At 67.0% G+C, this 23,115-nt stretch carries 15 protein-coding genes and 1 tRNA gene; 9 read left to right on the forward strand and 7 right to left on the reverse strand.

Annotation, left to right across the window (positions count from 1 at the left end; genetic code table 11):
- Positions 1-806 precede the first annotated feature (806 nt).
- Positions 807-898, reverse strand: a tRNA-Ser gene (locus A0W70_RS14190).
- Between the two features lie 366 nt (positions 899-1,264).
- Between A0W70_RS14190 and dapC the strand changes: the two genes are divergently transcribed.
- The 3 genes from dapC (at position 1,265) to A0W70_RS14205 (ending at position 3,884) form a co-directional block, all read left to right on the forward strand.
- Complete coding sequence (gene dapC, locus A0W70_RS14195) at positions 1,265-2,446, forward strand: succinyldiaminopimelate transaminase (RefSeq protein WP_067563509.1); 1,182 nt, start codon at positions 1,265-1,267, stop codon at positions 2,444-2,446.
- 235 nt (positions 2,447-2,681) lie between these two features.
- The gene (gene dapD, locus A0W70_RS14200; RefSeq protein WP_067563512.1) at positions 2,682-3,509 is read left to right on the forward strand and encodes a 2,3,4,5-tetrahydropyridine-2,6-dicarboxylate N-succinyltransferase; all 828 of its coding nucleotides are present in this window, start codon (positions 2,682-2,684) and stop codon (positions 3,507-3,509) included.
- Positions 3,510-3,512: 3 nt separating this feature from the next.
- Positions 3,513-3,884, forward strand: a complete 372-nt coding sequence (locus tag A0W70_RS14205; protein WP_070989736.1) for a Spx/MgsR family RNA polymerase-binding regulatory protein — start codon at positions 3,513-3,515, stop codon at positions 3,882-3,884.
- Between the two features lie 407 nt (positions 3,885-4,291).
- Here the strand turns inward: A0W70_RS14205 and A0W70_RS14210 are convergent, their stop codons facing one another.
- The 3 genes from A0W70_RS14210 to A0W70_RS14220 form a co-directional block, all read right to left on the reverse strand.
- Positions 4,292-5,971 (reverse strand): AMP-binding protein, encoded by a 1,680-nt coding sequence (locus A0W70_RS14210; RefSeq protein WP_067563516.1) that lies wholly within the window; start codon positions 5,969-5,971, stop codon positions 4,292-4,294.
- A gap of 82 nt (positions 5,972-6,053) precedes the next feature.
- Positions 6,054-8,423, reverse strand: a complete 2,370-nt coding sequence (locus A0W70_RS14215) for a 3-hydroxyacyl-CoA dehydrogenase/enoyl-CoA hydratase family protein (RefSeq protein WP_245675893.1) — start codon at positions 8,421-8,423, stop codon at positions 6,054-6,056.
- Positions 8,420-10,978: an acyl-CoA dehydrogenase gene (locus A0W70_RS14220; protein ID WP_070989738.1), complete on the reverse strand. Its 2,559-nt coding sequence runs from the start codon at positions 10,976-10,978 to the stop codon at positions 8,420-8,422. The genes A0W70_RS14215 and A0W70_RS14220 overlap by 4 nt, the downstream gene beginning before the upstream one ends.
- 239 nt (positions 10,979-11,217) lie before the next feature.
- On the opposite strand from A0W70_RS14220, the gene A0W70_RS14225 reads away from it, so the two are divergent.
- Genes A0W70_RS14225 through A0W70_RS14235 form a run of 3 tightly spaced genes read left to right on the forward strand, consistent with a single transcriptional unit; the run spans position 11,218 to position 13,652 of the window.
- Positions 11,218-11,685, forward strand: coding sequence for an ATP-dependent zinc protease family protein (locus tag A0W70_RS14225; protein ID WP_067563519.1), 468 nt, complete (start codon positions 11,218-11,220; stop codon positions 11,683-11,685).
- A 31-nt stretch (positions 11,686-11,716) separates the two neighbouring features.
- Positions 11,717-12,622: a 30S ribosomal protein S6--L-glutamate ligase gene (gene rimK, locus A0W70_RS14230; protein WP_067563522.1), complete on the forward strand. Its 906-nt coding sequence runs from the start codon at positions 11,717-11,719 to the stop codon at positions 12,620-12,622.
- Positions 12,609-13,652, forward strand: coding sequence for a succinylglutamate desuccinylase/aspartoacylase family protein (locus A0W70_RS14235; protein WP_067563525.1), 1,044 nt, complete (start codon positions 12,609-12,611; stop codon positions 13,650-13,652). The genes rimK and A0W70_RS14235 overlap by 14 nt, the downstream gene beginning before the upstream one ends.
- 18 nt (positions 13,653-13,670) lie before the next feature.
- Here the strand turns inward: A0W70_RS14235 and cysG are convergent, their stop codons facing one another.
- Entirely contained in the window at positions 13,671-15,161 is a 1,491-nt protein-coding gene (cysG, locus tag A0W70_RS14240; RefSeq protein WP_070989739.1) for a siroheme synthase CysG, read from the reverse strand.
- A gap of 160 nt (positions 15,162-15,321) precedes the next feature.
- Between cysG and moaA the strand changes: the two genes are divergently transcribed.
- From moaA to polX, 3 genes are all read left to right on the forward strand, one after another.
- Positions 15,322-16,326, forward strand: a complete 1,005-nt coding sequence (moaA, locus tag A0W70_RS14245; protein ID WP_067563529.1) for a GTP 3',8-cyclase MoaA — start codon at positions 15,322-15,324, stop codon at positions 16,324-16,326.
- Between the two features lie 164 nt (positions 16,327-16,490).
- On the forward strand, positions 16,491-16,919 hold the full coding sequence (locus A0W70_RS14250; RefSeq protein WP_067563532.1) for a CBS domain-containing protein: 429 nt from the start codon (positions 16,491-16,493) through the stop codon (positions 16,917-16,919).
- Positions 16,920-17,446: 527 nt separating this feature from the next.
- On the forward strand, positions 17,447-19,180 hold the full coding sequence (polX, locus tag A0W70_RS14255; RefSeq protein WP_245675894.1) for a DNA polymerase/3'-5' exonuclease PolX: 1,734 nt from the start codon (positions 17,447-17,449) through the stop codon (positions 19,178-19,180).
- Between the two features lie 409 nt (positions 19,181-19,589).
- Here polX and A0W70_RS14260 read toward each other — a convergent pair whose 3' ends face one another.
- Positions 19,590-20,924, reverse strand: coding sequence for an MFS transporter (locus A0W70_RS14260; RefSeq protein ID WP_067563539.1), 1,335 nt, complete (start codon positions 20,922-20,924; stop codon positions 19,590-19,592).
- Between the two features lie 341 nt (positions 20,925-21,265).
- Positions 21,266-23,071 (reverse strand): ABCB family ABC transporter ATP-binding protein/permease, encoded by a 1,806-nt coding sequence (locus A0W70_RS14265; RefSeq protein ID WP_083331037.1) that lies wholly within the window; start codon positions 23,069-23,071, stop codon positions 21,266-21,268.
- Between the last annotated feature and the right edge of the window lie 44 nt (positions 23,072-23,115).

The raw sequence follows: 23,115 nt of genomic DNA on the forward strand, positions 1-23,115 counted from the left end.
CCCTTTATTTTAGAGGTCCATTGCGAGGTGCGGCGGACCGAACACCAGTCCCCCCGAGCTCGGGCCACTGACTTCTCGGTGGCACGCACAAAAGAAACCCCACACGGGGAGCACCAGACACGGGTTATGGATATGAGGGCGCGTCAGTCAGTCGACGCAGCCGCAGTTGATACAGTTCTTCCGGGAGGCGGGCAGTGGCTAGCGCGTAGTTGGGCGTCCGCCCGCTCCTCAAACGTCAGCGTTAAGGACTCCCAAGACGTTGAGGAGCCTGCCATCTCAGTATGTGTAGTCCACAGGAGGTTCTGATCGTCTGCCCTGCGGCCGGGGCGTGCCCACCCTCCGTCGGCTCACCGTGGACCCTGTTGCGACTACGGCTGAGCTCTGTGGCGCGCACGGGCAGTGTATGCGGGCCAGGGCCGCCCTGGATTGAGCTAGCCAGGCAATAGCTATGCGCGGCGCACGACCGCCCCTTCCAGTCGAGACGGAAAGGGCGGCGAGCCGGTCAATCGCGACGATTAGGGGCGGCCCGTTGGGTTACGCGCTCTCTCGCCCAACCCCGCCCGGGCAACGGGTGGACGACCGCACATCGCCAGGATAGCTGGTTGGTGAATTGCCTTCCCTGGCTCCTCGAAGTTCTTGATTTTCGAGCATGGATGGCGGAGGGGGCGGAATGGATGGCGGCCATCCCGGCGCGGCGCCTCCTTCCGGTCGGCGTCGCCGATCGGTCTTACCGGGTGGGTTCGTCCACGCACCCTGCACCGCATAAACAAAAAAGCCCCGCCGATGGCGGGGCTTTTTTGTTTATATGGCGGAGAGGGTGGGATTCGAACCCACGTGGGGCACAATGCCCCCAACCGATTTCGAGTCGGTGCCGTTATGACCGCTTCGGTACCTCTCCGTAACTCGTTGTAGTCCGTTTTCTCACTCCCACCGCCCGAGGGTGGGATTGCGCGGCCCATCCATGGGCCGCATCCTTCGGACTCGCTTCGCTCGCGCCGGTTCGCTCCCGGCGAACCGGTCGAACCCACGTGGGGCACAATGCCCCAACCGATTTCGGGTCGGCGCCGTTATGACCGCTTCGGCATCTCGCCGGATTGTAAACGGCCCATCAGGGCCGTGAGGCGGATTGTAACGGATCAGGGGCCGGTTGAGCACTACCCCGTGGGGTTCTCTGCGCGGCCGTCACAGGCAGGGCCGGCGTGGCTTCCGGGTGGGTCCAGGGATTACAATCGCCGGCTTTCCCCGGGCCGGCGCCGCTGCTTCGATGAATCCCGATCTCGATCGTCTTCAGCCTTATCCGTTCGAGCGTCTCGCGGCGCTCAATGCGGACGTGGAACCGCCGGCGGATCGGCCGACGCTGGCCCTGTCGATCGGGGAGCCGCAGCACGCGCCGCCGGCGCTGGCGGCGGAGGCCCTGACGGGCGCGCTGGACGGGCTGGCGCGGTACCCGGCCTCGCGCGGATCGGCGGCGCTCCGCCTGGCGATCGCCGGCTGGCTGGCGCGGCGTTACCCCGGGGCATCGGTCGACCCGAACCATCAGGTTCTCCCGGTCAACGGCACGCGTGAAGCGCTGTTCGCCATTGCCCAGGTCGTGGTCGATCGCAGCGCACCCGAGCCGACCGTGGTGCTGCCGAATCCCTTTTATCAGATCTACGAGGGCGCGGCGCTGCTCGCCGGGGCGACACCGTGGTATTACCCGTCCGGGCGCGCCCCGGAATTCGATGCGATCCCGGACGCGGTCTGGGATCGCTGCCAGTTGCTGTACATCTGCAGTCCGGGCAATCCGACCGGTACCGTGCTTGATCACGAGACGCTGGCAGCGTTGATCGAGCGCGCGCGACGGCACGATTTCGTGATCGCCGCCGACGAGTGTTATGCGGAGATCTACCCGGATGAGGCGCGGCCGCCGACCGGGCTGCTGGAGGCCGCCGCCACGGCGGGCTATCCGGCCTTCGACCGCTGCCTGGCTTTCCACAGCCTGTCGAAACGCTCAAACCTGCCGGGCCTGCGTTCGGGCTTCGTCGCCGGGGACGCGGACGTGATCGCGGCGTTCGCCCGCTACCGGACCTATCATGGCTGCGCCATGGCCCCGCCGACCCAGGCCGCCAGCATCGCCGCCTGGGGCGATGAGGCGCACGTGGAGACCAACCGCGCCGCCTACCGCGAGAAATTCGATGCGGTGCTCGCGATCCTCGACGGCGTCCTGGAGGTCGAGCGCCCGGACGCGGGTTTCTATCTCTGGCCGCGCACGCCGACCGACGACGAGACCTTCGCGCGCGACCTGCTGACCGCGGAAGGCGTGCGGGTACTGCCCGGGCGCTATCTCGGGCGCGATACGGAACACGGCAATCCGGGTCGAGATCATGTCCGCATGGCGCTCGTCCCGGAACTGGCCGACTGCATCGAGGCCGCGCGGCGGATTCGCCGATTCGTGAGCGGCGACTGACCACGGGCCCGAAGGCGACGCCACCGGCCAGCAGGCTCCGGGTTTCCGGGACCGCCTCCCGGGTCCGTAGGCCGGCTTGCGACCGAAGGGAGCCAGCCGGCGGACGAGGTGTCGGCACTGTACAAAAGGCGCCGGCTGTTGCCTCACGGCAAAAGCCGGCCTACGGCCTCGCCGACGTTACCGGCGTGGTGCTGATGAACGCCATGCAACATTGAAAACCGATACGGAGACACTTATGAGCGACATCCAGACCGTGATCGAAGAGGCCTTCGAGCGCCGCGCCGATTTTACCCCGCACACGATGCCCGATGAGGTACGCGACGCCGTGAAAGCGGCACTCGCCCGGATCGACAGCGGCGAGGACCGCGTCGCCGAACCGCGCGGCACCGGCGACTGGCACGTCAATGAGTGGCTCAAAAAGGCCGTGCTGCTGTCGTTCCGGATGCAGCCCAACCAGCCGATCGATGGCGGTTATACCCAGTATTACGACAAGGTCGGTCTCAAGTTCGGCGACTGGGCCGAGGAGGACTTCCAGGAGGCCGGCATGCGGGTCGTACCGCCGGCGGTGGTCCGCCACGGCAGTTACATCGCGTCGAACGTCGTCCTGATGCCTTCGTACGTGAACATCGGCGCCTACGTGAGCGAGGGCACGATGGTGGATACCTGGGCCACGGTCGGTTCCTGCGCGCAGATCGGCCGCAATGTCCACCTGTCCGGCGGTGTCGGCATCGGCGGCGTGCTGGAACCGCTGCAGGCGAACCCGACCATCATCGAGGACAACTGCTTCATCGGCGCCCGTTCGGAGATCGTCGAGGGCGTGATCGTCGAGGAAGGCGCGGTCATCTCCATGGGCGTCTACATCGGCCAGAGCACCCGCATCTACGATCGCGAGAACGATCAGGTGCTGCGCGGCCGGGTCCCGGCCGGCGCCGTGGTCGTCCCCGGCACGCTGCCCTCCAGCGATGGCAAGTGCTCGCTCTATGCCGCGATCATCGTCAAGTACGCCGACGAGAAAACACGCGCGAAGGTCGGCATCAACGAACTGCTGCGCAACGCGGAGTAAGCCGTGACCGATTCACCCGACACCGTGACGCTCTACGGCATCCGCAACTGCGATACCTGCCGGCGTGCCTGGAAATGGATCGAGGAACAGGGCATTGATTACCGCTTCCACGATCTGCGTCGTGACGGCATCGATGCCGAGCGCATCGACGCGTGGTGCGACCATCTGGACACCGACACGCTCATCAACCGCCGCGGCCAGACATGGCGGCGGTTGTCGTCGGAAGACCGCGAACGCGACGAAGCCGGCCTGCGAGCCCTGCTTGCCGAGGAACCGACGCTGATCAAACGCCCGGTGATCGAGACGCCGGATGGCGGGGTCTACGTGGGCTGGAACGAGACCGTGCAGAAGGTTTTGTCGCAATGGTACGGGTGAGTTTTATCCGGGGATGATTTGATTATCCCGCGTTGATCCGTTGTCGGCTGGATTCGCTATTCGGGGCTTTCGGGACGTTGTGTTTTTCTCTCGCAGAGTCGCGGAGGGCGCAAAGGTCGCAGAGAAAAGGCGATCGATAACAGTCGCACACGCAGGTGTAGATTAACTGTAGGAGCGAGCTTGCTCGCGATTGTGCCCGCATTGCGGGTCCGTGTTCATACGGTCCGGGGAAACCCGTTGGGCCACGCCTGCGATCGGCATGGCTCCTGGTCCTGATTGACCGCAATCGCGAGCAAGCTCGCTCCTACAGGGCGGTATCCAGCGTGCCGCAATTATTTGTCGCCTTTCTCCGCGCTCCCTGCGTGCTCTGCCCCTCTGCGTGAAAAACGGACAACGCCGAACAAACCTCAGGACTCCGCCGTTTCCTTATTGCGATCACGGAGCTCGCGGCGCAGGATCTTGCCGACGTTGCTCTTCGGCAGTTCGTCGATGATCTCGATTTCCTTCGGCACTTTGTAGCCCGTGAGGTTGTCGCGGCAATGTTTGCGCAGCCCCTCGATATCGACCGTGGCGTTCTCTTCGGCCACGACATACAGCTTCACGACCTCCCCGGATTCGTCATCCTCGATACCGACACAACCGGCCTCGAGCACGCCCTCGAATTCCGCGGCGACGGCCTCGACCTCGTTCGGGAACACCTTGAAGCCCGAGACGTTGATCATGTCCTTCATGCGGTCGACGATCTTGACCCACCCCTTCGGATTCATACTGGCGACATCGCCGGTTCGGAACCAGCCACCCTCGTAGAAAGCGTTCTCCGTTTCCTCGGGCTTGTTCCAATACCCTGCCATCACCTGGGGGCCGCGCGCGCAGAGTTCACCCGGTTCATCAAAATCGACCGGCTCTCCATCGTCGTTGCGGATGCTGATCTCGGTCGAGGGCACCGGCAGACCGATCGTGCCCGAGAACTCGCTGATGTGAATCGGGTTCGCGCACAGCACCGGCGAGGTCTCGGTCAGGCCGTAGCCCTCCACCACCACGGTACCGGTCACCTCCTGCCAGCGCTCGGCCACGGGGCGCTGAACGGCCATGCCGCCACCGACGGTCAGGCGGAAGTGACTGAAATCGAGCTGACGGAAATCCTCGTTGTGCACGAGCGCGTTGAACAGCGTGTTCACCCCGGTCATCGCGGTGAACGAGGTGTTCTTCAGTGTCTTGACGAACGTCGGTATGTCGCGCGGATTGGTGATCAGCACATTGGTGCCGCCGTGCTTGACGAAGTTCAGCAGGTTCGCCGTCAGACTGAAGATATGATAGAGCGGCAGCGGCGTGACGATGACCTCGGTCCCTTCGTCGCACTGCAGCCACGCGGAGATCTGCTCCAGATTCGCGACCATATTGCGGTGCGTGAGCATCGCCCCTTTGGCGACGCCGGTGGTACCACCCGTGTACTGCAGAAACGCGTTATCGTCGCCGCCGATTTCCGTGGGCTGCAGCACCTGTTCCGCGCCCGTGGATAGCGCGGTCCCCCAGCGCACCGACCAGGGGATCGACCACGGCTTCACCATGCGCTTGATGTGGCGGACGGCGAAATTGATGAACGTGCCGCGCAGGGTCCCGAGCATGTCACCGAGCCCGGTCACGATCACGTGGTCGACCGGATACTTCTTCTGGGCTTCCTGCAGCGTATGGCAGAAGTTCTCGACCAGCACGATCGCCCGCGGCTCGGCATCCATCAACTGGTGTTCCAGCTCCCGGGCGGTGTAGAGCGGATTGACGTTCACGACCACCAGGCCCGCCCGCAAGGCACCGAACAACGCGATCGGGTACTGCATGACGTTCGGCATCATCAGGGCGATTCGATCGCCTTTCTCGAGACCGAGCCCCTGTTGCAGGTAGGCGGCGAAGTCGCGCGCCAGCCGGTCGAATTCGGCGAACGTGATCGCACCGCCCATATTGCGGAATGCCTCGCGGGCGGCGAAGCGGCTGCAGCTCTGCTCGAACACCGCGGCCACGGAGGCATAGGCCTCCGGATTGATATCCGCGGGCACGCCTTCCTCGTATTCGCTGAGCCAGACTCGTTCCATGGGCCATCGCCTCCGCCCGTTCGGATTTTTCAGGTGCCGCTGCGCATCCGCACGCAACGACGCTTATCGACTCGATCGGCCCTCAGTTGCGCAGCCGCCGCCCGGTTTCCAGCATGTGCTCGATCCGTTCGGCGGTCGCATCCGTATGCGCCAGTTCCATAAAGCCCTTTCGCTCAAGCCGCAGGATCTCGGCGGGATCGATCTCCGAACCCGCCGGCACCTCACCGCCGCAGAGCGCGGTCGCGATCTTCTCGCCGATCAGGCGATCGTGGGCCGACAATGGCGCCTCTTCCGACAGGCGATCAAGCCGTTCGAACAGCGCCGCCATACCGTTCTCACCGGCCACCGTGACCGGCGCATCGAGCCAGGGACTGCGATAGCCGGCGTCCGCCAGAGCCTCTGCCGCGGATTTCGCCGCGAACAGGAGTTCCGCGGGGTGCATGACGACCCGATCTCCGGGCTGCCACCAGATCGACTCGATGCCGCTGCCGGTCACCCGGGCGAACAGCATTTCATCGAACCAGCGCCGGACCCAGGGCAACGGATCACCTCGGGGGGACAGTTCGACGGCGCGCCGGGCCATCGCGCAGCAGCCACCCCCCGCCGGCATCAGGCCGACGCCGGATTCGACCAGCCCCGCATACGTCTCGAAGGCGACGACCCGCTGATCGCAATGCAGCAGGAATTCCAGCCCGCCGCCGAGCGCCATACCCTCCGCGGCCCCGACGATGGGGAGCGGTGCCTCGCGGATCAGCTGCGTGACCTGCTGGAAGCGTTCGACCAGCGACTCGATCGCCGCGAAATCGCCGGCCTCAAGGGCCGCGTGCACCATCCCCAGATCGGCCCCGAGACAGAACGGCGGGGCCTCCTGCCACAGGACCAGCGCGCGGACTTCGCGCTCGGCCCGGTCGATGGCCTCCAGCATACCGTCGAGCAGTGGGCCGTCCACGGTGTGCCGTGCGCGACGGAACGAGAGCACGGCGATGTCGTCGCCGTTGTCCCAGAGGCGAACCGCCTCGTTCTGCCAGAGCGTCGGCGTCGTCGGCCGCGGTTCGCCGACGAGCCCACCGGGAAAGAGTTGTCGGCGGTAGACGGGGTGATTCGAGCGCGGCAACGGCGTGCCGAGTTCGGCCGACCAGGAGCCGCGCGCCCCATGCACCCCGCTCCGGCGCGATTCCCGCGCCCACGCCGGCAGCGGCGTATCCGCCAGCGCCTCGCCGGCATCCACGGCCGACTGGATGGTCGCGGCCACCCGCTGCCAGCCGAGCATCTGCCAGAACTCGAACGGCCCGTGACTCCAGCCGTACCCCCAGCGCAGCGCGAGATCGACCTCGCGCGCGCTGGGTGCCAGCGTCGCCAGGTGCACCGCGCAGTAGTGAAACAGATCGCGGTAACTCGCCCGTATGAGTTCCGCCTGCGGGTGGTCGATATCGGCCAGCAGCCGTTCCTTGCGGACCGGATCCGCCTCGATCAGCGCTTCGCGTACATCCGGATGCAGCTGCCGGGCCACCGGGCGGTAGTCGCCCTGGCCGGGCTCGAACACCTCGATTCCGCCCGCGCCCTTGCGGTAACAACCGGCGCCGGTTTTCTGTCCGCACGCCCCCGCCGCGACCCGCTCCCGGAGCCAGTCGGGCGCACGGAACACCTCGCGCCACGGATCGTCCTCGAGGGTCTCGTAGAGATGATCGAGGATGTGCGCGAACGTATCGAGACCCACCACGTCGAGCGTGCGGAAAGTGGCCGATTTCTGCCGTCCAACGCCGACCCCGGTCAGGCGATCCACGAGATCGAACGGCAATCCGAGCCGCTCGGCGTGATGCATGACCGTGGCGAGCGCGAACACGCCGACCCGATTGCCGATGAAACCGGGCGTATCGCGGGCGAAGAGCACGCCCTTGCCGAGCCCCGTCGTCAGGAAGCCCTCGAGGCGATGGAGCACCGAGGCATCGGTGCCCGGATGCGCGACCAGCTCCACCAGATGCATGTAGCGCGGCGGATTGAAGAAATGCACGCCGCAGAAGCGGGCCCGAAGCCCCTGTGGCAATCCCCGCGCCAGCACGGAGATCGGCAGTCCGGAAGTACTGCTGGCCAGGATCGCGTGCGAGCCGATCGCGGGCGCCGCGCGTTCGAACACGGCCTTTTTGACGTCCAGCCGTTCGGTCACCGCCTCGATGACGACATCGCAGGCACCGAGCCGGTCGAGATCCAGTTCCCAGGCGGCCGGCTCGATCACGCGGATGGTATCGCCGGCCGCGAGCGGGGAAGGATGCAGGCGCTTCAGGCCATCGATCGCCGCCCGCGCCCCGGCCCGCGGATCGTCCGCCCCTTCCGGGGTGAGCTCGAACAACAGCACCGGGATGCCCGCATTCGCGAACTGGGCCGCGATCTGCGACCCGATGACGCCGGCACCGAGAACGGCGGCGCGGCGGATTCTGCGGCCGGACTCGATCACGTCCCGGACCGGGGGGACGCCGTTTTCTTCGATGCCGCCGCCGCGTCCTCAGCGCCAGCACTCGCGGCCTTTTTGGCGGCGGCCTTCTTGCGACCACCGGCCTTTTTCTTCGACGCCGCCTTCTTCTTCGCGGCGGCCTGGCCTGCAGGCGGGAAGTGATCGACATCGATGGCCGCGCGCCGCGCGGCTTCCCACTCGCGCAGCGTCTGCGCCTCGCCGCTCTCGATGACGCCGTCGTTGACCAGTTCCTCCAGCCACGCCTCCTGCGTCTGCAGCGGCGGTTTCGACAGGCGGCGCTTGCGCAGGCGCTCCTCGATCGGCTCGGCCTGCAGGGCGAGATGCAGTGCATGCTCCATCCGGCCGGTGACGTCGTCGGGCCGTTGATCCACGTAGATCCCGGCCGTCAGCCGGTCGCGGGCCGCCGAGGGTTCCAGCAGCAGCCGCGCCACCGCCCGGCCTGCTCGATCATTCGGATAACGGAACCGCCGCCCGAGCGGGAACACGATCCAGCGCAGGGCGAGCCCGACGGATTTCACCGGGAAATTGCGCAGGATCTCGTCGAGCGCCTGCTGTACCTGATACAGCGAATACCGCGCGGACCACTCCACCAGCGGCAGATCCTCGGCGGGGCGGCCGTTGTCCTCGAACCGCTTGAGCGCGGCGGAGCAGACGAACATGTAGATCATGGCGTCGGCGAAACGCCCGGAGAGCTTTTCCTTGCGCTTGAGTTCACCGCCCAGCATCAGCAGCGTCATATCGGCGACGAACGCAAACGCGGCCGACATGCGCGCCAGCCGGCGATAATACTTGCCCGTCGGGCCGTCCACCGGCGTTTCCGCCAGACGCGAACGGGAGAGCCCATACACGAAAGCGCGCGCGGCATTGCAGGTGGTATACCCGAGGTGTTCAAACAGCGCGGCATCGAAATCGCGCTGGGCCTCGACCGGATCGTCGTTCTGGGCGGCGAGGATCTCGCCGATCAGATACGGGTGGCAGCGCATCGCCCCCTGGCCGAACACGATCATACTGCGCGTGAGGATGTTGGCGCCCTCGACGGTGATCGCGACCGGGGTGGCGCGGTACGGGACCGCGAGGTAATTGTTCGGGCCTTCGCAGATACCGCGCCCGCCGTGGATATCCATCGCGTCGTTGACGATCTCGCGATAACCCTCGGTGTTGTGGTGTTTGAGCATGGCCGACACGACCCCCGGCTTCTCGCCGGAGTCCAGCGCCGACAGCGTCAGCAGGCGCGCCGAATCCATCATGTAGGTGCGGGCACCGATCCGCGCCAGCGGTTCCTCGATCCCCTCGAAGCGGCCGATCGGCAGGCGGAACTGACGTCGGATCCGGGCATAGGCGCCGGTGATGCGGGCGAAGAACTTGCCGCCGCCGGCGCCGAGCGCGGGCAACGATATCCCGCGCCCGGTGGAGAGGCATTCCATCAGCATGGTCCAGCCGTGCCCGACACCGTCGCGGCCACCGATCACCCACTCCAGCGGAATGAAGACATCCTTGCCGCTGTTGGGGCCATTCTGAAAGGCCGTGCCGAGGGGATCGTGGCGGTCGCCGATATCGACGCCGGGCGTATCCGTCGGGATCAGCGCGCAGGTGATCCCGAGTTCCTCGTCGTCACCCAGCAGACCGTCCGGGTCATAGGCCTTGAACGCCAGACCGAGCACGGTGGCGACCGGCCCGAGCGTGATATAGCGTTTCTCCCAGGTGGTGCGCAGGCCGAGCACGCGCTCGCCGTTGTGTTCGCCCTCGCAGACGATGCCGTAATCGGGGATGGCGGTGGCATCCGAACCGGCGTCCGGACCCGTCAGACCGAAACAGGGGATCTCGCGACCATCGGCCAGACGCGGCAGGTAGTACTTCTTCTGCTCATCGGTGCCGTACTGCAGCAGCAGTTCGGCCGGCCCGAGCGAGTTCGGCACCATGACCGTCACGCCCGCGGTCGGGCTGCGGCTGGAGACCTTCATCACCACCTGGGAATGGGCGTAGGCGGAGAACTCGAGTCCGCCGTACTTCTCCGGGATGATCATGCCGAAGAAGTGATTGCGCTTGATGAAGTCCCAGACCTCGGGCGGCAGATCATTGCGCTCGCTGCAGATCTCCCAGTTGTCCAGCATCCGGCACAGTTCCTCGACCGGGCCGTCCAGATAGGCCTGCTCGGCCTCGGTGAGGCGCGGCTCCGGCACGCTCAGCAGGGACCGCCACTGGGGCGAGCCGCGGAACAGTTCGGCCTCCCACCAGACCGTGCCGGCCTCGATCGCCTCGCGCTCGGTCTCGGACATCGGCGGCAGGACCTTGCGGATGCGTGCGCGCAGCGGTTCCGACAGCCACCGCTGACGCAGCTGGGGCACGTTCAGGGGAACGGCGATCGCGAGATAGACGGCCCAGAGCAGCACACCCGGCCAGAAATTCAGAAGGCCGGTGGCGCCGAGCAGGACCAGCGCCGCGGCGACGCCGATGGTCCAGGCGCGAAACGACGCCTGCAGCCTGGCCAGCGCGATCAGGGCGCCGGCGATGATGAGCAGCCAGATGATCCATCCCATCGTATCCGTCTCCTTTCTGGGCACGCGCCACCCACTGGGTTTCCGCACTGCCCGGGCGCGTTTCAGGGCGTCCCGGCGACCCGGCCGGTGGACGCCACGGGCGTCTGTCGCGCATCAACGATAGGTCGCCACCGGCCTGTGCGCAAATCCTTCGGACAGGCATGCGTTGCTGTTGCACCGGCGCCGGCTTCGCGTAGGCTGTCGACCCGGTTCCGCCGAGCCAGTCATTGACCTTTGATATGAGCACAGATGAACGGATCGATGTCGGCTGGCGCGAGTGGATCGCGCTGCCGGATCTTGATCTCCCCGCGATCAAGGCGAAGGTCGACACCGGCGCGCGCACGTCGGCGCTGCACGCCTGGCATGTGGAGGCGTACGAGTCCGGCGGCGCGCCATGGGTTGCCTTCCGGCTGCACCCACTGCAGCGCAATACGAGACTGTCACGACTGTGTCACGCCCCGGTGCATGATCGACGCATGGTCAGCGATTCCGGCGGTCATCGTGAACGCCGCTATGTCATCGAAACGATCCTGGAACTCGGCGAACACGGCTGGCCCATAGAAATTACATTGACCGACCGTGATACCATGCTCTTCCGGATGTTGCTCGGCCGCCAGGCAATGCATGGCCTGCGCGTCGTGCCGGATGCCTCGTTCCTCGCGGCCGCATCACTGACTCCAAAACAGGCCGCTGCACGGTATCGTTGACCCCATTCAAGGCCGAGGAGCCGATCCAGCCATGAAACTCTGCGTACTCTCGCGCAACCCGCGTCTGTACTCGACCCGACGGCTGGTCGAGGCCGCGAAGGCCCGTGGGCACGACATCCGCGTGGTGAACACGCTGCGCTGCTACAACAATGTCACCTCGCATCGCCCTTCAGTGCATTACCGGGGAGAGGTGCTGGAAGGCTTCGACGCGGTCATCCCGAGGATCGGCGCGTCGGTCACGTTCTACGGCACCGCCGTCGTCCGCCAGTTCGAGATGATGGGCGTGTTCCCGGTCAACGAATCGGTCGCCATCTCGCGCTCGCGCGACAAGCTGCGGGCGACCCAGTTGCTCGCGCGCCGCGGCATCGGCCTGCCGGTGACCGGTTTCGCGTACTCGCCGGACGACGTCAACGACCTCATCAAGATGGTCGGTGGACCGCCGCTGGTGGTGAAACTGCTCGAGGGCACCCAGGGCGTCGGGGTCGTACTCGCCGAGACCTACAAGGCGGCCGAATCCGTCATCCAGGCCTTCATGGGCCTGGAGGCGGAGATCATGGTCCAGGAGTTTATCCGCGAGGCCAAAGGCGCCGACATCCGCTGCTTCGTGGTCGGCGGCAAGGTGGTCGCGGCCATGAAACGCCAGGGCGCCGAGGGCGAGTTCCGCTCCAATCTGCATCGGGGCGGCTCGGCCCAGCTGATCCGGATCACGCCGGAAGAGCGCTCGACTGCCGTACGCGCCGCCAAGGTCATGGGACTGAACGTCGCCGGCGTCGACCTCCTGCGCTCGAACCATGGGCCGGTGGTCATGGAGGTCAACTCCTCGCCCGGGCTTCAGGGGATCGAGAAGGCCAGCGGCAAGGACATCGCCGGCCAGATCATCCAATTCGTCGAGAAGAACGCCAAAGAAGGCAAGACCAAGACCCGTGGCAAAGGCTGACCGTTCCGCGCCCCTGACGATCGGCGGCGAATCGGTGGCGCCGGGCGAGCGCCGTACGATCGAGCTGCCGCTGTCGCGCGTGTTCAGCCACGTTGATCTCAACATGCCGGTCCAGGTCGTGCGCGGCCGCCGCCCGGGGCCGGTGCTCTGCGTCAGCGCCGGCGTCCACGGCGATGAACTCAACGGCGTCGAGATCGTCCGGCGCCTGATGAAGCAGTCGGCGCTGGGGCGCATCCGCGGGACACTGATCGCGGTACCCGTGGTCAACGTCTTCGGCTTCCTGCAGCAGACCCGCTACCTGCCCGACCGGCGCGACCTGAACCGATCCTTTCCCGGCTCCGAGACCGGCTCGCTCGCCGCCCGCCTCGCCAATCTGTTCATGACCGAGATCGTCGGCCACTGCGATTACGGGATCGACCTGCACACCGGCGCGATCCACCGCACGAATCTTCCGCAGATCCGCGCGACCCTGGATGACGAGCGCACGGTCGACCTGGCCCGTGCGTTCGGTGCGCCCGTGATCATCAATGCCAATGTGCGCGATGGCTCACTGCGCCAGGCGCTCCATGAGCGTGGCATCCCGATGCTGCTGTACGAGGCGGGTGAGGCCCTGCGATTCGATGAGGTGTCGATCCGCGCCGGGGTGCGTGGCGTGATCTCGGTCATGCGGCAACTGGGCATGTTGCCGAAATCCCGCAGCCGCCGACGGACGGAACCCGCCACCGCCCTCGACAGCAGCTGGGTACGTGCACCGGACAGCGGCATCTTCCGCGCCCGGGCCCGCCTGGGCGCCCGGGTCCGCAAGGGCGATACGCTGGGCACGGTGGTAAGCCCGTTCGGAGAGCCGGAGGTTACAATCAAGGCGCACCTCAGCGGCATCGTGATCGGGATGTCGCAGATCCCGCTTCTGAATGAAGGGGATGCCGCTTTCCATATCGCCCAGGTCGAGCGGCCGACGCACGTGGAGAAAGCGGTCGAAGCATTCCAGGACCGGTATACGACCCCGGCGACGACGGAAGACGAGGACTGACGGATCCCGGCGCCGCCTTCAGCCGGCCATGCGCCCCGCGTGGTTCGCCGATTCAGTTACGGGCATGGGGTCTAGCGGCGTATGAACCGGCTCCACCGGGGCGTCGGCGGCTTCGACCTTCTCCTCGGGGCGATACCACTGCAGCTGCCGGTGCAGGCGCACCACATCGCCGACGATGATCAGCGTCGGCGCCTGCACCTCGTGGGCCTCGATCAGGTCCGGCAGCGAACTCAGTGAACCGACGAACACGCGCTGCTCGGGCAGCGTCCCCTGCTGAACCAGTGCCGCCGGCGTATGCGCATCGCGGCCGTGCTCGATCAGGCGGGCGCAGAGTTCGCGCACGCCCGACAGGCCCATATACACGGCCAGCGTCGTGCCCTGGCGCACCAGCGCCGGCCAGTCCAGATCGACGCTGCCATCGCGCAGGTGCGCGGTAATGAACTGCACGGACTGCGCATGGTCACGATGCGTCAGCGGGATGCCGGCATAGGCGGCGCAGCCGGCCGCGGCCGTGATGCCCGGCACGACCTGGAAATCGATCCCGGCCTCCATCAGCTCGCCGATCTCCTCGCCGCCGCGCCCGAAGATGAACGGGTCGCCCCCTTTCAGGCGGACTACCCTTTTACCTTCACGCGCGAGCCGGATCAGTTCGGCGTTGATCCGATCCTGGGTGACGTGATGGTTCGAGCGACGCTTGCCGACGTAGACCTTCTCGGCGTCGCGGCGCGTCAACTCCAGCACGGCATCGGATACGAGCCGATCGTAGAGCACGATATCGGCATGCTGCATCAGCCGCAGCGCGCGGAAGGTCAGCAGATCCGGATCGCCCGGCCCCGCCCCGACGAGCGCGACGGATCCGGCGGCATCCCCGGACGCATCTGGGGCATCGATTTCCCGCGCGAGCCTCTCCGCCGCCTCGGCATCGCGGCCGGCGTACACCAGATCGGCGACCGGCCCCTCGAGGATCCGCTCCCAGAATTTCCGCCGCTCATCGACGCTCGCGAAGCGCCCCTTGACCGCATCGCGGAAGCGCGCGGCCAGACCGGCGAGCCGCCCGTAACCCGGTGGCACCGCCGCCTCGATCCACGCCCGCAGCCGGCGGGCGAGCACCGGCGCGACCCCGGCGGAGGAGATCGCGATCTGGATGGGGGAGCGGTCGACCATGGCCGGGGTGATGACACTGCACAGGGGCGTGTCGTCGACCACATTCACGGGGATACCGAGTTGCTGGCAATACACCGAAATGCACTCATGGACGCCAGGGTCATCGGTCGCGGCCACCACGAGCGCGCTGTTGGCGACATCGCCGGACACCCAGCGCCGCGCCACGTGCTCGATCTCGCCCCGCGCCAGACGCGCGCGCAGTTCCTCGCCCAGCCACGGAGCCACGACCACGACATGCGCACCGGCGGAATGCACGAGATCGACCTTGCGCGCGGCCACCTCGCCGCCGCCCACGACGAGCACGCGCCGGCCGCGCAGATTCATGAATACGGGATAGTAGTCCATCGCGATCGGGCCTGACGGGGTGGTCTCAGCCGCGCGATTATCCCACGGATGCGGTGGCGCGACTGGATTCGCTTGTTATAAGGATATGTGCGACGGGGCGAGACAAAAGGCGCGAAACTGGTATTCTGGGCACACACAGGCCATACGACCGGGCTTGCATATGGTAACCGACACCCTGGATCGGCCGCTGCGCGACCTGCGCATCTCGGTCACCGATCGCTGCAACTTCCGCTGCACGTACTGCATGCCGAAGGAGCAGTTCGGCTCGGATCACGACTTCCTCCCGCGCAGCAGCCTGCTCGATTTCGACGAGATCGTGCGCCTCGTGCGCGTATTCGCAGACCAGGGCGTGCGCAAGATCCGCCTCACCGGCGGCGAACCGCTGGTGCGCGCGGAGCTCGAACGCCTGGTCGAGGGCATCGCGGCCGTCGACGGGATCGAGGATATCGCGCTCACGACCAACGGCTCGCTGCTGTCGTCCAAGCGTGCCCGCACGCTCGCCGATGCCGGGCTCGACCGGATCACGGTCAGCCTCGACGCGTTCGACGACGCGGTATTCATGGCCATCAATGACGTCGGCTTCCCGGTCGGCAAGGTCCTCGACGGGATCGCCAACGCCGACGCCGCCGGTCTCAACGTGAAGATCAACACGGTCGTCCAGCGCGGCGTGAACGAGGACCAGATCCTCCCGCTGGCGGGCTGCTTCCGCGGCAGCGGCCACGTGCTGCGGTTCATCGAGTTCATGGACGTCGGCACCACCAACGGCTGGCGCCTCGACGACGTCGTTTCCGCGCGCGAGATCCGCGACCGGATCGATGCGGTGTGGCCGCTGGAGAGCCTGGAGCCGAACTACCCCGGGGAGGTCGCCCGGCGCTGGCGCTACCGCGACGGCACCGGTGAGATCGGCGTGATCGCCTCGGTCACCCAGCCCTTCTGCCGCAGCTGCACGCGCGCCCGGCTGTCGGCCGAAGGGGCCCTGTACACCTGTCTGTTCGCCGGTGTCGGCACTGATCTGCGCGGACTGCTGCGCTCCGACGTGGACGACGCGCGCCTGGCCGAAGAGGTGCGCTCGATCTGGACCCGGCGCGACGACCGCTATTCCGAACTCCGCTCGAGCGAGACGGTGATCCGCCCGAAAGTGGAGATGTCGTATATCGGCGGCTGAATGGCGCGGCGGGTGATGGCGGCGCCGATCGCGCGCCGATCGCATACCGCGCCAGAACGGACTACTGTCCGGTCGCATACCGTGGCCGAAGGGGCTAATGTAATGATTGCGAGCCGGGGCCCTGGAGGGCCATCGGTCGTGCGGCACCGCCAGGAGGTGAATCAATGAAGATATCGCGGATTCTGCAGCGCAAATCGGGGGAAATCGCCAGCGTCGCCCCGGACCGCTCGATCCCCGACGTCGTCGCCATTCTCTGCGAGCGCGACATCGGCGCGGTCATCGTCCTTGATGAGGCGCAGCAAATGGCCGGCATCGTGTCCGAGCGCGACATCGTCCGCGCACTCGACGAACACGGCCCGGATCTCTCCGGTCTGACGGCCGCCGACCTCATGACCCGCGAGGTCAAGCACTGCGCGCCCGAGGAGGACATCAATCACGTCATGCGTGTCATGACCGACGGCCGGTTCCGTCACCTGCCGATCCTCGACGATGGCCGCCTTGTCGGCATCATCTCGATCGGCGACGCGGTCCGCGCCCGGATCGAGGAACTCGAGCGCGAGCGCGAAGCACTGCAGCACTACATCGCGGGCTGACCGCCGATACGCGCGCAAAAAAAGAGGCGCCCCCGGCGGGAGCGCCTCCTGCATCACACGGGCCAGCGGGCGTGCCCGCAACCATCACCCGCGTGCGGGTTTCCCCGTCCGACGGTAGGAATTCCCGGTCCATCCGAGCGGCACGGCGATATCCCGGTGGCCGACCGGGCTCTTGCGGGCCACGGTCTTCCGGGGCGTAACCGCCGGAGCGGAAACGTCACGGCGCTTCCGGGAAGCCAGCCCGGAAAACACGGGTACATCGTAGGCATGGTTGGTCCAGCCAAGCGGCAGCACTATCATCTCTCGTTACACCTCACGCGCGTCATCAACCGGCCCTGCGGGTGGGCCGACCGGTCCGATCCGACCGGTGCCGTTACAGTATGGATTTTTGGCGACAAAACAATGACTTTTCCATGTTCTGTCGCAATCGGGACATGACCGTCGCAGAATGGAAGTCGACCGCGCTGATCGCCCTGGTGGGCCACTAGCGAAGCCGGTGCACGACCATCGTCGCAACGGAGATCACCGTGTCGAAACGAATGCGGAACCGGGATATCGCGGGGCAGTGTGAACGCCTGGCGGACCTGCTGGAGATCGAGGGTGCGAACCCCTTCCGGGTGCGCGCCTGGCGCAACGCCGCGGAGACGATCGCCGGGCTTTCGCAAAGCGTGGCCTACCTGGTCGAGTCGGATACCGACCTCACCGAATACCCGCACATCGGCCGGGATATCGCCGAGGGCGTGCGCAGCCTCGTCACCAGCGGCCACCTGCCCCCCCTGGACGAGATCGCCGCGCGCGTGCCTCCGGAACTCGCCGACCTGATGCAGGTCCAGGGCCTCGGGCCCAAGGGGGTCAAGGCGCTGTACGATCGATTCCAGCTGCGTACGCTGGACGACCTGGAACGGGTCGCGCGCGCGGGCCAGGTGCGCGAACTGTCCGGATTCGGCCCGAAGAAGGAAGCGGCACTGCTCGACGGCATCCGGCAACTGCGGGCCGCCGGAGAGCAGCGTACCCGACTCGCCGACGCGGAGTCCGTCGCCGCCCCTTTGCGTGATCGGCTCGCGGCGATGCCCGGTGTCAGCGACGCGGTGATCGCCGGCAGTTACCGCCGGCGCCGCGAGACCGTCGGCGACATCGATCTGCTGGCGGCCACCGACGACAGCGAGGCCGTCATGGACCGGCTCGTCGCCGATGAGGATGTGGAGCGCGTGGTCTCGCACGGCTCGACCCGTTCCACCGTCATTCTGGGCGACGGGCTGCAGGTCGATGTCCGCGCGGTGTCGCCCGCCAGCTTCGGCGCGGCACTGCTCTACTTCACGGGCTCGAAGCAGCACAACGTCGCCCTGCGCCAGCGCGCCGTCGACCGGGGCTGGAAGCTCAACGAGTACGGGCTCTACGACGGCGAGAAGACCCTGGAAGCGGCCTCGGAGGCGGCCATCTATCGCCGCCTCGGGCTCGACTGGATCCCGCCGGAACTGCGCGAGGACCGCGGTGAGATCGCCGCGGCCGAGCGCGGTTCACTGCCGGAGCTCGTCACCGTGGACACGATCCGCGGCAACCTGCACGGCCACACGGACTGGAGCGACGGCAAAGAACCACTGGCGGCGATGATCGAGGCCGCCCGCGAACGGGGCCACGACTACATCGCCATCACCGATCACGGCCCCCGGGTGCGGGTCGCGAACGGACTCTCGGCCGAGCGCCTGGCCGAACAGGCCGACGCGATCGATGCCGTCGCCGCCGACTACGGCGACATCACGATCCTCAAGGGCTGCGAGGTCGATATCCTCGGTGACGGCTCGCTGGATCTGCCCGACGAGGTCCTCGCGCGGCTCGATGTCGTCGTCTGCTCGATCCATTACGAGCTGCGCCGCTCGCGTGCGGAACAGACCGAGCGGGTGCTGCGGGCGATGGAGAATCCGCACTTCATGATCTGGGGCCACCCGACCGCGCGCGAGATCAACCGCCGCGAGCCGATCGACATCGATCTGGAACGCTGCCTCGAGGCGGCCGCCGAACGCGGCATCGCGGTCGAGATCAACGCCCAGCCCAAGCGCCTGGACCTGTCCGACACCAACGCGCGGCTGGCGCTGGAAAAGGGGTGCCGGCTCGCCGTCAACACCGACGCCCACGCCACCCACCACTTCGACCTGCTCCGCCACGGCATCGACCAGGCCCGCCGCGCCGGGGCGACGGCCGCAGATATCATCAACACCCGCAAGACGGACGACCTGCTTCAACTGCTTCGTTCGCGCCCGTAGTCCCCTCATTCGGACATCCCGTGCAGGACCCGCCGCGCCAAGGATCCTGCTAGTCAGTGCAGGAAGGTTCTCGCCAAGGCGCGGAGGGCGCCAAGGGACGCGAACGTATTCAGTGTCGAACGTGGCGCGGAAATGCAGGTGCCAGAAAACTCCCCCAAACGAGATCGGATACGAGCGTAGGTCGGACTTCCAGTCCGACAGGCCGAAGCCTCCTGCCTGTCGGACTGGAAGTCCGACCTACACCCACACCAGTGGGCCCAAGGCGGTCTCCACCGCTGAGCCACTGTTCCAGCGAGTCCGGGGCAGCGACGGATGAATCATTACCGACTTACCCTCTCCGCGCCCTTGGCGCCCTCCGCGCCTTGGCGAGAACCCGAATGCACTGACCATCTGCGCCAGAAGCGCCGACTCACCGCCGTGCGTCGACTTCGGGCATGGCCGCGGCAGCAACCGCTCCGACCAGGGCGACCGCACCAAGCAGCGCCAGCAACAACGGGACGCCGGCGAACTGGGCGACAATCCCGAGTGCCCCCCAGCAGAGGGTGATGACGCCCATCGCCGTGTTGGCGAAGGCGACATAGACCGGGCGTTCCGCCGCGTCCACGGCATCGATAAGCCAAGTCTTGCGACCGATTCGCGCACCGCTCTCGGCGATCCCAAGGCCGACGAAGACCAGCGCGAACACCCACGGCGAATGTACCCCGGCACTCGGCTCGCCGAGCAGGAGCGCCATCAGTGCCAGCACCGCTGCCACCAGGCCCGCGAATACCATGGCCCAGCGCGCGGAATGATCCGCGAAGCGCCCCTGGAGCGGGCTCGCCAGCACATTGCCCAGGCCGACCGCCAGGATATACACGCCCAGCGCCGACAGCGCGCCACCGAACAGTTCACGCGCGTAGAGCGCGTAGAACGGCGCGGCGATCTCGACCGTGACCAGCAGACTCCGTGCGATCAGATAGCGACGATAGCCCGGATCCGACCGCCACAGTTCCAGCCCACGCCGCGCCTCGCTCAATGCATTGCGACCGCCCTCGGTCGCACCGGGCACCTCCTCGATCTGGGCGAACAGCATCGCCCCCATGATCCACAGCAGCGCCGCGGCGCCGACCAGCGCGGCGTACATCGCGGTCGCCTCCGCATCGCCGAGCGATCCATACAGCCAGGCACCGGCGATCACCGTCAGACCGCCACCGAGCAGCGCCCGCTGGCCCAGCAGACGCCCACGCTGGCCCTTCGGAATGGTCTTACCCATCACATCCTGGAAAGCGACCGATCCCAGACCGCTGGCCACCGCGAACATCGCCAGCAGCACGAGTACCGCGAGCCCGGCCGCGACGGGTGACAGACCCAGCGCGGCCGGGATCATGGCCAGCAGACAGACCGCCTGGACCGCCGCGGCACCGCTCCACGCCCATTTGCGCTGCGGCAGGCGACGGATGACCGCGGCGAAGGCGAGCTGCGGCAGCAGCGCCCCGGCCTGCCGGACCGGCGCCAGGAAACCGATGATCGCCGCCGGCGTGCCCACGCCCGCCAGCAGCCACGGCAGCACCAGATTCGGCCCGGCCAGTTGCTCGGCGAGTTTGGTCGCCGTGCCGTTGGCGAGATTACGGAGGTAGTTGCCGGGCACGGCCGTGCATTGATCGTCGGGAATGGCGTCGCAGGACCGCTCGGCCACGCCCTCCCCGGCGAGCAGACCATGGGTCACGGCGGCGGGCCCTTCGTTGCGCAGATCGACGGGGTCCATCGCGTTCTCCTGAAAGCGAACAGGTGATGCGGCCGGTTTCGCCGATCACCGGGCGGACAGCCTCGACCCGGCTACGCCGAACCGCCCCGGCTGTTGGCTTCGGCAAAAGCCGGCCTGCGTTCTTTTCTCCGCGCTCTCCGCGGCTCCGCGTGAAACCGGTTTTCCAGCCTTCCCCAGAAATTCGTTATCACGCAGAGGCGCAGAGCACGCAGAGACAGAAAACCACGAACGGCGGTAATGTCTTGCAGGCCGGCTTGCGACCGCAGGGGCCAGCCTGCCGCCGGGACGCACATGGCCCGAGACCGCCCGTTTCGGTGCAAGTCACCAGGTGGTTGCGCGGTTCAAGCCGGATCGGCGTCGCGTTCGGCCTGCTGCAACTGCCACATATGAGCATAGAGGCCATCCTGTGCCAGCAGCTCCGGGTGGCGGCCGCGCTCGCGGATCCGCCCGTCCTCCAGGACGAGGATTTCGTCGGCGTCCGCCACCGTCGACAGGCGGTGCGCGATCGCCAGCGTCGTCGTTTCGCGCGCGACGTCGTTCAGCGCGCGCAGGATCGCCCCCTCCGAGCGCGAGTCGAGGCTTGAGGTCGCCTCGTCGAACACCAGGATCGGCGGATCCTTGAGGATGACCCGGGCAATCGCGACGCGCTGCTTTTCCCCACCCGAGAGTTTCAGCCCGCGCTCGCCGACGACGGTGTCATAACCATCCGGCAGCGACGCGATGAAGCGATCGATATCGGCCAGGCGCGCGGCGCGTTCTATATCCGCCCGGGTCGCCTCGGGCGCGCCGTACCCGATGTTGTACGCCAGCGTGTCATTGAACAGCACCGTATCCTGGGGAACGATGCCGATCGCGCCCCGGACGCTGTCCTGCGTGCAATCGCGCAGGTCCTGCCCGTCGATCGTGATCCGGCCCTCATCGGGATCCCAGAAGCGGAACAGCAGCCGCGCCAGCGTCGACTTGCCGGCGCCCGACGGGCCTACCACCGCGACCTTGCAGCCGGGCTCGATCGTGAAGTCGATTCCGGCCAGGACCTGGCGCCCGGACTGATAGCCGAACGATATGTCCTCGAACCGCACCCGCCCCGCCGTGACCTGCAGGGGCCGTGCATCGGGGCGATCGGTTACGCCGGCCGGCGTATCGAGCAGGCGAAAGACCAGGTCCATGTCGGCGAGCGCGTATTTCAGCGCCCGGTAGATGCTGCCCAGCACGTTCAGCGGCATGAACAGCTGCAGCAGCAGGCCGTTGACCATGACCAGATCACCGAGGCTCATGGTGCCGGCGGCGACGCCGAGCGCGGCCTGAACCATGATCGCCGTCACCGCCAGCGCGATGATCGCGCCCTGGCCGAAGTTGAGCGCCCCCATCGACACCTGGGTATGCACGGCCGCGTCGGTCCATCGATCGAGCGTGTCATCGTACTCCCGCAGCTCGTGATCCTCATTGTTGAAGTACTTGACCGTCTCGTAGTTGAGCAGGCTGTCGACCGCACGGTCGTTCGCCTGGGACTCGAGCGCATTCATGCGGTGGCGGTATTCCATCCGCCACTCGGTCATCGACAGCGTGAAGCCGATATAGATCGCGACCGCGACGACCGTCGTCGCCACGAAGGTCCAGCTGTAGCTGAAGAAGAGGATGCCGATCACCAGCAGTGTCTCGGCGGCGGTCGGGATCACGTTCAACACGAGATAGTTGAGGATATTGCTGACACTGCGGGTACCCCGCGCGAGGTCGCGCGAGACGGCCCCCGTGCGTCGCTCCAGGTGGTAGGCCAGCGACAGCGCATGCAGATGCGACAGCACCGTCGTCGACAGCCGGTGCATGGCGGCATACCGGACGCGGGCGAAGAGCGCGTCGCGCAGTTCGGAGAAGCCCGAGTTGGCCAGGCGCAGCGCGCCGTACGCGGCGAGCAGGCCGAGCGGTACGGTGAGGGCGGGATCGGCGTCGGTGTCGAGCGCGTCGACGACCTCCTTGAGCAGCAGGGGCACGCCGACCACCGACAGCTTGGCGATGATGAGCGCGCCCAGCGCGAGCACGACGCGACCGCGCCACGGCCTGAGCCAGGTCAGCATCCGCCACAGGTTGGCGGCATCCGAACCGCCGCCGACCGGCCGCTCGGTGCGCAGGGAGCGCATGTTCGCGGTCATGGGGAAGCGCTGCGGGTAGCGGCGTCGGCCCCGCGAACGGGCAC

Origin of the sequence: Halofilum ochraceum (assembly GCF_001614315.2) — a bacterium.
Lineage (GTDB): Bacteria > Pseudomonadota > Gammaproteobacteria > XJ16 > Halofilaceae > Halofilum > Halofilum ochraceum.